The organism is Paraburkholderia sp. Ac-20342, from assembly GCF_017104985.1.
In the GTDB taxonomy this organism is placed as follows: domain Bacteria; phylum Pseudomonadota; class Gammaproteobacteria; order Burkholderiales; family Burkholderiaceae; genus Paraburkholderia.
Genome location: NZ_JAAGPQ010000020.1, coordinates 47,286 through 61,995, shown reverse-complemented (window position 1 = coordinate 61,995; position 14,710 = coordinate 47,286). Strand labels below are relative to the sequence as shown.

Genomic DNA, 14,710 nt, shown 5'->3' with positions numbered 1-14,710 from the left:
ACGGCCTCGCCGGCTTCCAGCATTGGCGAGGCGCAACTCAGTCCCGCCGCAACCGCAATCCAGGCCCGGCACCGGCCAACGCCACCCCACACCGTCACGCGCCTCGCCGCCTACGCCGGGCGCATCTCGCACCGCGCCCCCACCCTAGAGCCCGCCGTCTAACCGGCATCTTGCATCCTTCGTTCTCAGCCTCTATTGTTACATCAATCAATGTAACAGTTAATAGCGTAAAAAGGAGACGGATCGGATGAACGCCCGCACGATGTCCCACGACGACGCGCCGCCCGAACCGCGCGCGCCTCTCGATACAGCGCTGGTCCACACGGACATCGCGATCATCGGCTCCGGCTTCGCGGGCCTCGGCATGGCGATCCGCCTGCGCCAGGCCGGCATCACCGATTTCGTCATCGCCGAGAAGGCCGGCTCGGTCGGCGGCACCTGGCGCGACAACCACTACCCCGGCTGCGCGTGCGACGTCCAATCGCACGTCTATTCGTTTTCGTTCGCGCCGAATCCGCACTGGAGCCGCATGTTCGCGCGCCAGCCCGAAATTCGCGCGTACCTCGAAGACTGCACGCGGCGCTTCGGCGTCGAGCGTCATCTGCGCTTCGGCCATGAACTCGCGAGCGCGATCTACGACGAAACGCGCCACCGCTGGCAGCTGACTTTCGCAAACGGCCAGCAATGGTCGGCGCGCGTGCTGATCTCGGGCATGGGCGGCCTGTCGCGCGCGGCGCTGCCCGATATTCCCGGCATCGAAAACTTCAAGGGCAAGGCGTTTCATTCGCAGCACTGGGATCACGACTATGCGCTCGAAGGCAAACGCGTCGCCGTGATCGGCACCGGTGCGAGCGCGATCCAGTTCGTGCCGCAAATCCAGCCGCGCGTCGCGCATCTCGATCTGTTCCAGCGCACGCCGCCGTGGATCATGCCGAAGGCCGACCGGCCGGTGAAGCCGCTCGAACAGTGGCTGTTCAAACGTCTGCCGTTCACGCAGAAGATCATGCGCTCGGCGCTGTACTGCATACTCGAATCGCGCGCGGTCGGCTTCGCGATTCATCCTTCGCTGATGAAGACCGCGCAGAAAGTCGCGGAGCGTCATCTGCGCCGCCAGGTGCCCGATGCGCAACTGCGCGCGACGCTCACGCCGAACTACACGATGGGCTGCAAGCGCATCCTGATCTCGAACGACTATTTCCCGGCCGTAGCGCAAGCGAACGTCTCGGTGAAGACCACCGGCATCGCGCGCATCGAGGAAGACGCGGTCGTCACGACCGATGGCGTGCGTCATCCGGCCGACTGCCTGATCTTCGGCACCGGCTTCCAGGTCGCCGATCCGTTTCCACCCGGTGTCGTACGCGGTCGCGGCGGCGTCGATATCGTCGAGACGTGGCGCGACGGCGCGCATGCGTACCTCGGTACGACCTTGCCTGGCTATCCGAATTTTTTCATGATCGTCGGCCCGAACACCGGTCTCGGCCACAACTCGATGGTGTTCATGATCGAGTCGCAGGTCGAATACGTCCTGCAGGCGCTGCGGACGATGAAGACCGAACGGGCCGCCGCGATCGAAGTGCGTCCGCAGGTCGAGCGCGACTACAACGAGCGCATCCAGCGCAAGCTCGATCACGCGATCTGGTCGACGGGCGGCTGCGAGAGCTGGTATCTCGATCCGAAGACCGGCAAGAACACCACGTTGTGGCCGGGCTTCGCATACAAGTTCCGCCAGGCCACCAGCACGTTCCGCATGAACGATTACTTCGCGCTTGCGCCCGCGCCGCAGGCGGGCGTACAGGCGGGCGTACAGGCGGGCGTACAGGCGGGCGTACAGGCGGGCGTACAGGCGGGCATGCAGGCGATCAGGCAGTCGACTCATCCCGCGAGCGCCACAGCGCAGATGCAGCAACCCGCGCCTGCGCACGGCAACGCCGCGGTGATGTCGGCGGAAGCGACCTGAACGGATAACGACGGCAGCGCAGCAATCAGGGAGGACAGGAACCAATGAAGCACTTCACCGATAAAGTGGCCGCGATCACCGGCGCGGGCTCGGGCATGGGCCGCTCGCTCGCGATCCGGCTCGCGCGCGAGGGTTGTCATCTCGCGCTCGCCGACCGCAATCCGGCCAGCCTCGCCGACACCGCTCAGCTCGCGCAGGCCGCCGCGCCGCACGTGGTCGGCGCGCCGCTGCGGATCACGACGCGCGTGCTCGACGTCGCCGATCGCGCGGCGATGTTCGAGTGGGCCGCCGCCACCGCGCTCGAACACGAGCGCGTCAATCTCGTGTTCAACAACGCCGGCGTCGCGTTGTCGAGCACGATCGACGGCATGGAGTACGCCGATCTCGAATGGATCGTCGGCATCAACTTCTGGGGCGTCGTGCATGGCACGAAAGCGTTCCTGCCGTATCTGAAGAGTTCGGGCGAGGGGCATATCGTCAATACGTCGAGCGTGTTCGGGCTCTTTTCGCAGCCCGGCATGAGCGGCTACAACGCGACCAAGTTCGCGGTGCGCGGCTTCACCGAGTCGTTGCGTCAGGAGCTCGACCTCATGAAATGCGGCGTCTCGGCGACCTGCGTGCATCCGGGCGGCATTCGAACCAACATCGCGCAAGCGAGCCGGATTGCGCAGAACATGGTCGGCTTCATGGTCGAGAACGAACAGCAAGGTAAGGACGACTTCGAGAAATTTTTCATCACGAGCGCCGACGATGCCGCGCGCGTGATTCTCGACGGCGTGCGCAAAAACAGACGGCGCGTGCTGATCGGCCGCGACGCGCGCGCGGCCGACTGGCTCGCGCGCACGCTGCCCGCCGCCTATCAGGCGCTCGTCGTGATGCAGACGCGCCGGCTCAAGCGCGTCGCCGAAAAACGCGCGCGCCGCGCCGCGCAGCTAGACGGCAAGCGCGCGTGAGGTCCGCGATGTCATACGCTCAACGATACCGAGTTAGTCACGCCGCGCTCAATCGGCAAGACCGGGCACGTCATCGTGCCGGCGATCACAAGGGAGACAGGCCATGATGCCAGTTCGCCGCGACCTGCGTTTCAATCTGCCGCCGGAACGCGCGTGCGATTGGCACGCGCAAGGCTCGCACGTCACGCACTTTTTCAATGCGCTTTCGCTGCTGTTTCCGGCCGGCGAGCGCTTCTTCATGGATTCCGTGCGCAACTATCGCGACCGGATCGACGACCCCGAGCTGAAGAAGCAGGTGCTCGGCTTCATCGGCCAGGAAGCGATGCATACGCGCGAGCACATCGAGTACAACGACCTGCTGCAACAGGCGGGACTGCCCGCGCACAAGCTCGACAAGCGGCTGTGGTGGCTGCTCAATCTATTCCGCAAGGTACTGCCCGATTCGTATCAGCTCGCGATCACGGTCTGCCTCGAACACTACACGGCGATGCTGGCCGGTCTGCTGCTCGAAGACTCGACGCGCATCGCCGGCTCGGTCGAAGGCTATACGCAGATGTGGACCTGGCACGCGCTCGAGGAAACCGAGCACAAGTCCGTTTCGTACGACGTCTGGAATACGGTGCTCAAACCCGGCCTCGGGCGCTACCTGCTGCGCACCGGCACGATGCTCGCCACCACGCTGACGTTCTGGCTCATCGTGTTCGACTACAACGTGCGGCTCATCGTCGCCGATCGCAAGCGCGGCGGACACCTGCGCGGCATGTGGCGTCTCACGAAGTACCTGTACGGTCCGCGCCATGGCGTGTTTGCACGCATCGCCGGCGAATGGCTGAGCTTTTTCCGGCCCGGCTTCCATCCGTGGGATCACGACAACCGCTCGCAACTCGCGCGGATCGACGGGCTCGTCGCCGCCGTCGAAGCCGCCAACGCGCACTCGCCGGTCGCGCGCAATGTACCGCGCCGCGGCGTGCGGGCGGCCGCGTGATGCGCGAGACGCTGTCGGTCGATGCCGGCAACGTGCGGCTCGCGGTCTACGTCAGCGGACCGCGCGACGCCACGCCGATCGTGCTCGTGCACGGCTATCCCGATTCGGCCGCGGTGTGGGAACCGGTGCGCGCGCAACTCGAGGCGCGCTATCGGGTGATCGCCTACGACGTGCGCGGTGCGGGCGCGTCCGGCGCACCGGCCACGCGCGCCGCGTACCGGCTCGAACGTCTTGCCGCCGATCTCGCCGCGGTCGCCGATGCAACCTGCGGCGCGCAGCCGTTTCATCTCGTCGGTCACGACTGGGGCTCGATTCAAAGCTGGGAAGCGGTCACCGATCCGGCGTTCAAGGGCCGTATTGCATCGTATACATCGATCTCGGGACCGTGCCTCGATCACGCATCGCTCGATTTGCGCGGCGGTGGCGCGGAGCGTACGGCACGCGCAACGCACGCAACGGCAGAGCGCAAAACGCGGCGCCCGTTCGGCAGCGGCGTGCGGCAAGCGCTGAAATCCTGGTACATCTTCTTCTTTCATCTGCCGTGGCTGCCGGAACTCGTGTGGCGCATGGGCGGCGCATACGCGTGGCCGCTATGGCTGCGTGCGACCGAGCACGTACGCACGGCTCGCGATCCCGCGCAGAAGCGCAACGCGATCAACGGCCTCAATCTTTATCGCGCGAATTTCATCGACACACTGCTGCGGCCGCGCGCACGTCACGCGCATGCGCCGGTACAGTTCATCGTGCCGCTGCGCGACCGCTATGTCGGACCGGCGTTATCGCTGGGACTCGAAGGATGGCTCGGCGCCTACGAACGCACCGAGATCGACGCGAGCCACTGGGTCGTGCTGCGCGATCCCGCATTGATCGCGGCGCATGTCGCGCGGTTTGTCGACGCACGGCCAATACAGGCGGCGGATGAAAACGCCGCAAGCATAATCGCAACGACAGCCACAACGGCAACCGCAACGGCAGCCGCAACTACAAGCACAACGACAGCCGACACAACGCTCAACGCGCGCGCGGCAAGCGCGTAAACAACGTCGGATAGTCGATCACGAGGCCATCGCGATCGACCCGCATATCCGCGGTGAAGTCGCGGAATAGGCCTTCATAGCGATACTCGCGATCCGGCTCGATGCACGTATAAGCCTGCTCGGCGCGCGTAACCTGCAACTCCGGCGTCGAGACATACGCGACCTCGATCGGCCGGCGCTCGCCTTTGGCCAGTTTGAGCCGGCGAATCGGCAGCGTGTTCGTCAACGGCGTCGCGGCGATATCGATGTCGATGCAGCCTTCGAGCGCGCCCAACGTCAGACCATGTCCGTCGTGCCAGCGCCCCACGCCGTCGCCGTGCAATTCCAGTTCGCCGCCGCCGACGATCTTCAGCCACGCATGGCGCGTGCGCCACTGCGTATCGCAGCGCACCCTGTAATGCAGCCCATACGTCTTGCCGTAGCGCTGCCCGACGACGACACTCTCGACCGCGAAGCCGTCGTCGCGCGCATCGAACATCAGATGTTCGATGCCGTCGCCCTCTTCCGAGGCCCACCGTAGTTCACGCATCGCCTGTCTCCTCGCGAAACGGCGCGGCGCGCGCCGGTTGTTTATCGTAGCGCGAAAGCGGATCGGGCACGACGTGGAAAGCCTCGCGCACAAATAGCCACTATCAACGCACAGCGATGCCTCATGCGGGGTCGCCGGACTATGCTCGCGGTTTGCCGTGATTCCTCAACCACGCCCGTCCCCGATGCATACCGTCGCGCCATCTCCTTCGTTCGGCGCCCCGCTGCGCACGCTGCTGCGCAGCTTCGGGCAGATCGTGCTGCAAGCGAATGCGTTCACCGGCGCCTGCCTGATCGCCGCGTGGCTGCTGGCAGACCCGCGCCTCGCATGCGCGGCGCTGCTAGGTGCAAGCGCGGCCAACGTGAGCGCCGTGCTCGCCGGCCATCCCGCACCCGACACGAGCGCCGGCCTGCATGGCTTCAATGGCGCGCTCGCGGGGCTCGCCGCTTTCAGTTTCATCGCCGATCCGGCAACTGCGGCGGCGGTTGCGATTCTTGCCGCGACCGGCACCGCGTGGCTTTCGCAACCGTGGTCGCGATGGCTGCGCGCGCGGGGGCTCGGCTGCTTGTCGAGCCCGTGCCTGATCGTCACATGGCTATGGCTGCCGTTTATCGCGGACGGCACGCGGCACGCGAGCCCGCCGCCCGTTCATCCCCTCGATGCGCTGCGTTTCTGCACCGGCGTGCTCGCCGGTTTCGCGCAAACCGGTTTTGCGTCGGGTGCATTGGCGGGTGTGTGCGTGCTGCTCGGCATCGCCGCCGCTTCACGCCGGCACGCGCTGTATGCGCTCATCGGTGCGGGCTTCGCGAGCGCCGCACCTCTGCTGCCCGGCACCGACGCCGCTTCATTCGACGCCGGCCTATCGGGCTTCAACGGCATACTCACCGCACTCGCGCTGTGCGATGCCGGCTTCGCGCCGATGCTCGGCGGCGTCGCGATGTCGGTACTGTTGCAAGCGGCGGCCGCGCATGCCGGCTGGCCGGTCATGACGGCGCCGTTCGTGCTCGCGACGTGGAGCGTTCAGTGGCTCAAGCGCGGTCTCGCCCGCACATCACCGTGAGAACCGTTATCGGCACAGGGGCGAGAACAGGCGCCGCGCCCGCCCCGCGCATTGCCGCGCATCGCCAGAAGCCGGCATTGTGCGGTAGCATCGCAAGCCGGTTCGCGCCTGCCGCGGCCGCGCATTTCAGCCCCCTCCCGCGAGGGATCGGAGTCAGCCATGTCGTTCACCCACTCCCCCGCCGGCCGCATCGCCGAATCCGGCCCGCTCTCGCTGGCGGAACAGCAGACCCGCGTCGATCTTGCCGCCGCCTACCGGCTTGCCGCCCTCAACGGCTGGGACGATCTGATCTACACGCATATTTCCGCGAGCGTGCCCGGCGAGCCTGGCCACTTCCTGATCAATCCGTTCGGGCTCGCATTCGATGAGGTGTGCGCGTCGAATCTCGTGAAGATCGATATCGCGGGCAATATCGTCGGCGCAAGCGAGCATCCGGTGAATGCGACCGGCTTCGCGCTGCATGCTGCCGTACACGCGGCGCGCGCCGAGGCGTTCTGCGTCATGCATCTGCACAACACCGCGGGCGTCGCGGTATCGGCGCAACCGGCCGGCCTGCTGCCGGCGTCGCAACACGCGCTGCGTTTTTACGGGCAGCTCGCTTACCACGACTACGAAGGGCTCGCGTTCACGCCCGCCGAAGGCGAGCGTCTCGTCGCGCATCTCGCCGACAAACCCGCGATGCTGCTGCGCAATCACGGCACGCTGACGCTCGGCCGTACGGTCGCCGAAGCCTATGTGCTGATGGCGACGCTCATCAAGGCCTGCGAGATCCAGCTGCAGGCGCAAACAGGCGGCGCGCCGCTGGTGGTGCCGAACGAGGCGATCGCCGCGCGCACGGCGGAGCAGCTCTACGACGGCGGCGCGATCGAAGGCGCACTCGAATGGCCCGCGCTGCTGCGCAAGCTCGACCGGCTCGATCGCGGCTATCGCGACTAGCGGCGCGGCCGGATGCACGAGCGGATGCGCACCACCTGCTTCACTCCCTGCTTCATTTCACTCTCGACCACCTTTCCCAACGGAGTCATGCCATGCCCACGTTTCATATCGAACTCTTCGAAGGCCGCACGCTGGAACAGAAACGCCAGTTCGTCGAAGCGATCACCCAGGCGACCTGCGAATCGCTCGGCGTCGAGCCGAACTCGGTCGACATCATCCTCACCGACGTGAAGCGCGAAAACTGGGCAACGGGGGGACGTTTGTGGTCGGAGACCGAGGCCTGAGCAGCCTGGAAGCGATGGCGTCACGCCGAAGGCGCGACGTCGCCGAATTGAAGCGCGAAAGCGAAGCCAGCCAGGACCAGCTAGACCCGCGCGCGCACCAACAGGAAAAATCCGGGAAAAAAAGCGGCCGCGCAAAAAAAACTGCGCGCCAAAGGCGCGCAGCAACATGGTCTGGTAAGGCGTTAAAAAACACGCTTACCGTGGCGGCAAAACAACATCGCCGCCACGTTTTCAGTAACTACTTAGAAACGGTGAACCATGCCGACGCCAACAGCAACCTGGCTGCGCGACGATGCCGGAGCACCGTTCTGAGCGTCGCCGATGCTTGCGGTTGCGTCGATGATCGTCTTGCCGTTGCCTGCCAGCGTCTGGCCGTTAGCACGCTGATAGGCTTCCAGCGCGTACAGACCCGTACGCTTCGACAGCGTGTAGTACTGCGACAGGTTGAACTGGTTGTAGCTGGCCGTGTTCGAGATGCCGTTCGACGACGTTGCACGGGTGTAGCTATAGCCAGCGCCCAGGTCCAGCACCGAGATCGGCTTCCAGTGCAGCACTGCGCCACCGGTGTTCCAGATCTGCGTGCCGTGGAACAGCGACGCCTGACCCGCAGCGTATTGAACGTTCGAGTAAGCGAACGACACGTCCCACTGCGAGTTGAATGCGTAGCCGCCCGTCACTGCAACGCGCTGCTGCTTCGCTGCCGACTGGAAGCCGTTGTTGATCGCCGACACGGCCGTTTGCGCGCCGTTGTTCGACATCGTGGAGTTCCACGCCGGGTTCGCGACGGTTGCCGCGTTGTCGATGCGCTGGATACCGGCTGCGATACCGAACGGGCCATGCAGGTACTGTGCCGCCACGCTCCAGGTCTGACCTGCGGCGAAGCTGCCCGGATTGCCGCCCAGCGAGTACGAACCGCTGACCGTCAGGCCCGAGAAGTTCGGCGACGTGTAGACGAGCGAGTTGTTCGCGCGGTACAGCGTATCCAGAGAGTCGATATCACCCGGGTGCGCGCCGTATGCGCCCGTCAGCCAGTTGGTCGGGCTGTACGTCGACAGCAGCGTGTAGTACGACGTGTACTGGCGACCAGCCGTCAGCGTACCGAACTGAGCGTTCGTCATACCGACCCATGCCTGGCGGCTGAACATCAGGCCCGACGTGCTTTCTGCGCCGGTTGCGCTGTTAAAGCCTTCTTCCAACTGGAAAATGGCCTTGGTGCCGCCGCCCAGATCTTCCGAACCCTTCAGGCCGAAACGGCTGCCGGCCCAGATGCCGTTGATCATCTTGACTTGCGAACGGCCACCCGGCGACGGCTTCGCGCCGGAACTCAGCGTCGTGGAACTGTTCTGCCAGCCCAACCCCGTATCGACGATACCGTACAACGTTACGCTGCTTTGAGCATGCGCACCCAGGGCGACCAACCCCAAGGCCGAAGTGACGAGTGCCTTCTTCATTTTTACTCCTCTGTTAGAAACTTTCTTGTGCGGCCTGGGCCAAGCGCCGCTGAGTGTGGAAAAGCGGATTGTTTTGATCAGAACACCGGGTGGCCATTGATCAGACTTGGCAACCAGGTCGAGAACCAGGGAACGTAGGTAACGATATTGATGGCCGAGAAGATAGCGAGGTAATACGGCCACGCCACCTTAGTAGTTTCACCAATCGACACATTGCCAATCGCGCATCCGATGAACTGCACCGAGCCGATCGGCGGATGCACGAGACCCAATGCGCAGTTCAACAGGATCATGATGCCGAACTGCACCGGACCCACGCCGTTGTGCATCGCCATCGGCAGGAACAGCGGCGTCGTGATCAGGATGTGCGCCGCCATGTCGACGAAGGTCCCGAGGAACACCTGGATCACGTTGATGTACAGCAGCATCAGCCACGGCAGCGAGGTCGCGCCGTCGAGCATGCGCTCGATCGCATCCGGAATCTCCAGATAGGCCATCTGGAAGCGCAGCATGTTCGACACGCCGATCAGCAGCAGCACCACGCCCGTCGTCTTCGCGGCCTTGCCGAGCGCGTGAGCGAGCTTGCTGAGCGTCATCGAGCGGTACACGACGATGGTCAGCACGAGCGAATACCCGACGGCAATCGCGGCGGCTTCCGTCGCGGTGGCGATACCGCGCGCCACGCAGAACAGGATGATCGCGATCACCATCAGACCCGGCACCGCGCCGATGAAGGTGCGCAGCACCGCCATCCAGCCCGGGAAGCGCTGCAGTTCAGTCGAGCCGTCGGGGCGGCGCGGATAGCCGTACTTGACGGCCTGCCAGTACGCGGCGATCAGCACGAGGCCCATCACCCACAGCACCGGCAACAGACCCGAGAACAGCAGATCGCCGATCGACACGCCGCTCATGCGCTGCCCGTGCAGCACGCCGCTCACGCCTTGCGCCGCGAACGCGTAGATGATCATGTTGGTCGAGGTCGGCATCAACGCGCCGGCCAGCGACGAGTGCGTCGTCACGTTGACCGCGTAAGCCGCGCTATAACCTTCGCGCTTCATCATCGGAATGACCACGCCGCCCATCGCGGAGGTGTCCGCGGTCGGCGAACCCGACACGCCGCCGAACAGCGTGCAGGCGACCACGTTGGCCATGCCGAGACCGCCGCGGAAATGACCGACGGTGGCTTGCGCGAAGCGCAGGATGCGGTCGGCGATACCACCGTGCAGCATCAGCTCGCCCGAGAAGATGAAGAACGGCACGGCGAGGAACGAGAACGCGTTCATCCCCGAGATCATGCCCTGCATCGCGGTCGCCGCCGGCAGACCTTCATACAGGTACGTCAGCACGCACGACAGCCCCAGTGCAAACGAAACCGGAACCCCGAGAAAGAGGAAAACGAGAAAACTAACGGTAAGAAGGGTAAGTTCCATGATTGTTCTACTTTTGCTTCCTGGCGAAGAGCTCGAGCAGGTGCTCGGCCGAGAACATCGCGATGCAGACGCTCGCGACAACCGGAATGCAGTAACGCAGCCCTTCTGGCAAGCCGATAATCGGAATGCGGTCTTGCATCGTGGTTTCCGCCATTTCCAGACAACCGAAAAAAACAGCCACGGCGAAAGCGATCAGGCAAAGATGCTGGATGCCCGTCACGATCGCCTGGCCTTTCGGCGGCAAGCGCCGCACGAACGAGTCGAGCCCGATGTGGCCGCCGTCGCGCACCTTGAGCGCGGCGCCGAACATCGCAATCACGATGACGAGCAGCAGCGCGATCGGCTCGACGAAATCCGGCGCGTCGGCAAAGACGTAGCGCATTACCACGCCATAAATCACGAGCAGACACAGCGAGGCGAGCGCGAGCGACGCTACTGCCTGCAGCACGTGGAAAAGAAAATCATTTGGGCGTTTTAGAAAACTCATTGACCCTGTCCTTCTTACGACCAATCTGTCTTGAAAATGCAGCAGACGTCCGCGGCCGCAACCGCCGTGCACGGCACGCGCCAGACACAGCGCGGCGCAAAGCCCGCGGGCTCTCCCGCGGGACGCTTCACGCCGCCCTGCCATAAACGTTGCCGATACGGGTTGCGTCCGGGACGCGAGACTTACTTGATGGCCTGGATTTCGTCGACGATCTGCTTCATTTGCGGGGTCTTCTCGTACTTCGCCCACACCGGCTGCATCGCCTTCACGAAAGCCGCGCGGTCGATCTGCGAAGCCGGGATGATCGTCGCGCCGCCTTGCGTGACCGTCTTCTGTGCGTCGGCTTCACGCGCGGTCCACAGCTTCACGTAGTAAGGCACCGAGTCGACCGCCGCCTTCTTGATGATCTGCTGTTCCTGCGGGCTCAGCGTGTCCCACACCTTCTTCGAGAACACCACCACTTCCGGCGTCATCGAGTGCTCGGTCTCCGAGAAGACGTTCGCCACTTCGTAGTGCTTGGTTTCTTCGTACGACGGCAGGTTGTTTTCCGCGCCGTCGACGAGGCCGGTCTTCAGGCCCGTATAGACTTCCGCGAACGGCATCGGGGTCGGCGTGCCGCCCATTGCCTTGATTTCGTCGACCATCAGGTCCGACGGCTGCACGCGCACCTTCACGCCCTTCATGTCGGCCGGCGACTTGATCGGCTTCTTCGCGTACATCGAGCGTGCGCCGCTTTCATAGAACGTCAGCGCGATCATGCCCTTCGCCGCGAACGCGTCGAGAATCTTCTGGCCTTCCGGTCCGTACATCACCTTGCGGAAATGGTCGATGTCGCGGAACAGGAACGGCAGCGACGGAATCATCGATTCCGGCACGATTTCGTTGAACGCCGCGCCGTTGATACGCGCCATGTCGAGCGCGCCGATGCGGAGCTGGTCGACCGTGTCGTTTTCGGAACCGAGTGCGCTGTTGCCGAAGACCTTGATCGAGTCCTTGCCGTTGGTCGCCTTGCTGATCTCGTCGCCCATATACTTCACGGCCATGTTGGTCGGGAAGGTGTCGCCGTGCACGTCCGCCGAGCGGAACACGCGCGCTTCAGCCGACATCGTGCTGAACGCCAGCGCCGCGGCGGCGACGATCATCGGAACACGGGAAGAGGCAAACTTCTTGTTCATCGTGACATTCCTTAAAAATTGACCATCCCATCGAATGCGGATGTGACATGGTTTTAATGCGTCTCCGGCTATGCGCTCGCCCCTCGCAGATGCGGGCGCCTGCCGTACTGGCTGTGCAACGATCCCCGGCACAGGTGGCCCAGCACTCCATTGACAACTCGACTTCCTTGCTTCCATCGCGTCGGCACGCTTTCGAACTTGCGCGAACCAGGCTGCTGCTCACCCGAAAGCCGCCGTGTTGAGTACGACAGCCCGACTTTCGCAGAAAGCCATTTGTTTGGGCTTATATGTTGTACGACGACATACGAAGTCTATAAAAGCGTTTTTGACTTGTACAGACGGTATTTACCCGCACAAATAAGCGATGCGGTAGCAATGACCGGTGCGGCACGGCACCAAGGCCGTGCCAGATGGCACGGCGCAGAGGCAGGATCGGCGGGGGTCTCGCGAAGCGCTGGTTTTTTTATGGACGAAGCACGGAGAGCTTCGTGGTCTCCACGCTACACGTTGTACGATGAGTGACAAATAAAAGGCAGGACAAACAACTCTTCAAATAAAAAGCGCCGGGAGAAGCACTTCGCCCCGGCGCTTTCTGCGTGCAAGCCTGATTACAGCCGGCCCGCGAATTCCGGCTCGGGCAGCCCGCTCACGCCGGGCCGCACCGCGAACACATGGCCGTCGTGCTCGGTCGCGCCGGTGCCGGGGCGAATCGACGTGACGAACAGCGTGTCGAGCTCGCGGCCGCCGAACGCGCACATGGCCGGCTTGACGGCCGGCACCGCGATCTGCCGGTCGAGCTTGCCTTGCGGCGTGAAACGCAGCAGCAGGCCGGCGTCGTTGGCGCAGATCCAGTAGCAGCCGTCGGCGTCCACCGCCGCGCCGTCGGGACGGCCTGCATGGTGGTTCAGATCGGCAAACACGCGCCGGTTGCGCGGCTCGCCCGTCTCGACGTCGTAGTCGAACGCCCAGATCAGCCGGCGCAGCGGATGCGAATCCGACAGATACATCGTCGTGCCGTCCGGCGACCATGCGAGGCCGTTCTGCGTAATCAGCGCGTCGACGACCGGCGCGGACAGCACGCCGTTCGCGTCGAAGCGGTACAGCGCGCCGTCCGGAATCGCCGCGGCCATGTCCATGACCATCGTGCCGGACCAGAAGCGCCCTTGCCGGTCGCAGCGGCCGTCGTTGAAACGCATGCCGGCGCGCGGAAATACCGGCGCCGCGAGCTTGCGGAGCGTCGCCGTCAGCGGCTCGCCGCCCGGCGTAGCCGATACCGCCGGCGCATCGCCCAGCGTCACCGCGAACAGCCCCGTCTCGCAGCCGGCGAGCACCGTGCCGTCACGGTCGAACGCGATACAGGCGGCCTGCTCCGGCATCAGCCATTCGCTGCGCTCGCCGGTTTCGACGAGCGCCCGGACGATCTTCTTTGCCGGAATGTCGACCCAGTAGAGCGCCTGCTCCGCCGCGCGCCAGACCGGGCTTTCGCCCGTCGCCGCGGGCAGCGGCCCGGCGGCTTCGAGCCGCTCCACCTTCGGATTGGCCGTCGCGCTCATTATTGCGCCTCGCCCTTCGGCTCCATCGGTCCGGCCAGCACGAACGGACCGCCCTGGAACTGCTGGGTCGGATCGTCGAAGCGCGTGTCGGGCGCGCCGGCCGGGAACAGGTGCTCGAACTGCTGCGAGCTGTCCTGCGGACGGAAGCCGAGGAACGCGGCCTTGGTGTTGTCCACCCACGAGATGCGGTTGTTCGACACGCCATAGGCGATCGCATGGCCGACGCGGTTCGTGAACAGCGAGCAGCGCACGAGTTCGATGAAGTCGCGGTAGCTCAGGTAGGTGACGAGCATGCGCGCGTTCTTCGGCTGCTCGAACGACGAGCCGATGCGCAGGCAGACGGTTTCGAGGCCGAAGCGGTCGAAGTAGTAGCGCGACAGCGCTTCGCCGAAGCACTTGGTCACGCCGTACATGCCGTCCGGACGCAGCGGCGCGTCGAGGTCGACGACCGAGGTCACCGGATGGAAGCCCACCGCATGGTTCGAGCTGGCGTAGATGACGCGCTTCACGCCGTGCTTCTGCGCGGCCGAGTAGAGGTTGTACAGGCCGCGGATGTTCGCTTCGATCAGGTCCTCGAACGGCGCTTCGACGGAAATGCCGCCGAGATGCACGACCGCGTCCACGCCTTCGAGCAGCGCGTGAACCGCGGCTTTGTCGGCGAGGTCGACGACGGCGGCTTCCTCGTGGGCGGCGACTTCGCCGAGCGGCGCGATGTCGGACACGCGCACGATGTCGGCCCATTCGGCGAGCGCGGGACGCAGCTGCTTGCCGAGATTGCCCGCGGCGCCGGTGAGGAGCAGACGGCGGAAGGGTTTCTTTGCCGCGGAGCGGTCAACGTTCGAATCGGTCATGTCTTTTTGTTGGTGTGAGTGC

13 protein-coding genes and 1 pseudogene are annotated in these 14,710 nt (G+C 64.6%); 7 read left to right on the top strand and 7 right to left on the bottom strand.

Annotated features, from left to right (window positions below):
• Positions 1 to 247 precede the first annotated feature (247 nt).
• From G3N58_RS11075 to G3N58_RS11060, 4 genes and pseudogenes are all read left to right on the top strand, one after another.
• Positions 248 to 1,783 (top strand): annotated as a pseudogene (locus G3N58_RS11075) (NAD(P)/FAD-dependent oxidoreductase); the annotation flags it as partial.
• 218 nt (positions 1,784 to 2,001) lie between these two features.
• Complete coding sequence (locus G3N58_RS11070; protein WP_167049807.1) at positions 2,002 to 2,910, top strand: SDR family oxidoreductase; 909 nt, start codon at positions 2,002 to 2,004, stop codon at positions 2,908 to 2,910.
• A 103-nt stretch (positions 2,911 to 3,013) separates the two neighbouring features.
• Positions 3,014 to 3,895, top strand: coding sequence for a metal-dependent hydrolase (locus tag G3N58_RS11065; RefSeq protein WP_205999177.1), 882 nt, complete (start codon positions 3,014 to 3,016; stop codon positions 3,893 to 3,895).
• Positions 3,892 to 4,932: an alpha/beta fold hydrolase gene (locus G3N58_RS11060; RefSeq protein ID WP_205999176.1), complete on the top strand. Its 1,041-nt coding sequence runs from the start codon at positions 3,892 to 3,894 to the stop codon at positions 4,930 to 4,932. Before G3N58_RS11065 ends, G3N58_RS11060 begins: the two co-directional genes overlap by 4 nt.
• Here G3N58_RS11060 and G3N58_RS11055 read toward each other — a convergent pair.
• Positions 4,907 to 5,461, bottom strand: coding sequence for a putative glycolipid-binding domain-containing protein (locus tag G3N58_RS11055; protein WP_205999175.1), 555 nt, complete (start codon positions 5,459 to 5,461; stop codon positions 4,907 to 4,909). The two genes, G3N58_RS11060 and G3N58_RS11055, sit on opposite strands and share 26 nt — an antisense overlap.
• Before the next feature lie 184 nt (positions 5,462 to 5,645).
• Here G3N58_RS11055 and G3N58_RS11050 point away from each other — a divergent pair, with 184 nt between their 5' ends.
• The 3 genes from G3N58_RS11050 to G3N58_RS11040 all read left to right on the top strand — a co-directional run bounded on the left by G3N58_RS11050 (position 5,646) and on the right by G3N58_RS11040 (position 7,741).
• Positions 5,646 to 6,521: an urea transporter gene (locus tag G3N58_RS11050; RefSeq protein WP_205999174.1), complete on the top strand. Its 876-nt coding sequence runs from the start codon at positions 5,646 to 5,648 to the stop codon at positions 6,519 to 6,521.
• Positions 6,522 to 6,680: 159 nt separating this feature from the next.
• Positions 6,681 to 7,457 (top strand): class II aldolase/adducin family protein, encoded by a 777-nt coding sequence (locus G3N58_RS11045; RefSeq protein ID WP_167049797.1) that lies wholly within the window; start codon positions 6,681 to 6,683, stop codon positions 7,455 to 7,457.
• A gap of 92 nt (positions 7,458 to 7,549) precedes the next feature.
• A complete protein-coding gene (locus tag G3N58_RS11040) occupies positions 7,550 to 7,741 on the top strand; it encodes a 4-oxalocrotonate tautomerase (RefSeq protein ID WP_167283923.1) in 192 nt (63 codons plus the stop codon).
• 242 nt (positions 7,742 to 7,983) lie between these two features.
• Here the strand turns inward: G3N58_RS11040 and G3N58_RS11035 are convergent, their stop codons facing one another.
• The 6 genes from G3N58_RS11035 to G3N58_RS11010 all read right to left on the bottom strand — a co-directional run bounded on the left by G3N58_RS11035 (position 7,984) and on the right by G3N58_RS11010 (position 14,688).
• Positions 7,984 to 9,192: a porin gene (locus G3N58_RS11035; protein WP_167049793.1), complete on the bottom strand. Its 1,209-nt coding sequence runs from the start codon at positions 9,190 to 9,192 to the stop codon at positions 7,984 to 7,986.
• Between the two features lie 77 nt (positions 9,193 to 9,269).
• A complete protein-coding gene (locus G3N58_RS11030; protein WP_167049791.1) occupies positions 9,270 to 10,622 on the bottom strand; it encodes a TRAP transporter large permease in 1,353 nt (450 codons plus the stop codon).
• 7 nt (positions 10,623 to 10,629) lie between these two features.
• Positions 10,630 to 11,253: a TRAP transporter small permease gene (locus tag G3N58_RS11025; protein WP_346778258.1), complete on the bottom strand. Its 624-nt coding sequence runs from the start codon at positions 11,251 to 11,253 to the stop codon at positions 10,630 to 10,632.
• A gap of 38 nt (positions 11,254 to 11,291) precedes the next feature.
• Positions 11,292 to 12,284 carry a TRAP transporter substrate-binding protein gene (locus tag G3N58_RS11020; protein ID WP_167049789.1) on the bottom strand — a complete coding sequence of 331 codons (993 nt, stop codon included), beginning with the start codon at positions 12,282 to 12,284 and terminating at the stop codon, positions 11,292 to 11,294.
• Positions 12,285 to 12,892: 608 nt separating this feature from the next.
• Entirely contained in the window at positions 12,893 to 13,837 is a 945-nt protein-coding gene (locus tag G3N58_RS11015; protein WP_205999173.1) for an SMP-30/gluconolactonase/LRE family protein, read from the bottom strand.
• Complete coding sequence (locus G3N58_RS11010; RefSeq protein ID WP_167049785.1) at positions 13,837 to 14,688, bottom strand: NAD(P)-dependent oxidoreductase; 852 nt, start codon at positions 14,686 to 14,688, stop codon at positions 13,837 to 13,839. Before G3N58_RS11010 ends, G3N58_RS11015 begins: the two co-directional genes overlap by 1 nt.
• Between the last annotated feature and the right edge of the window lie 22 nt (positions 14,689 to 14,710).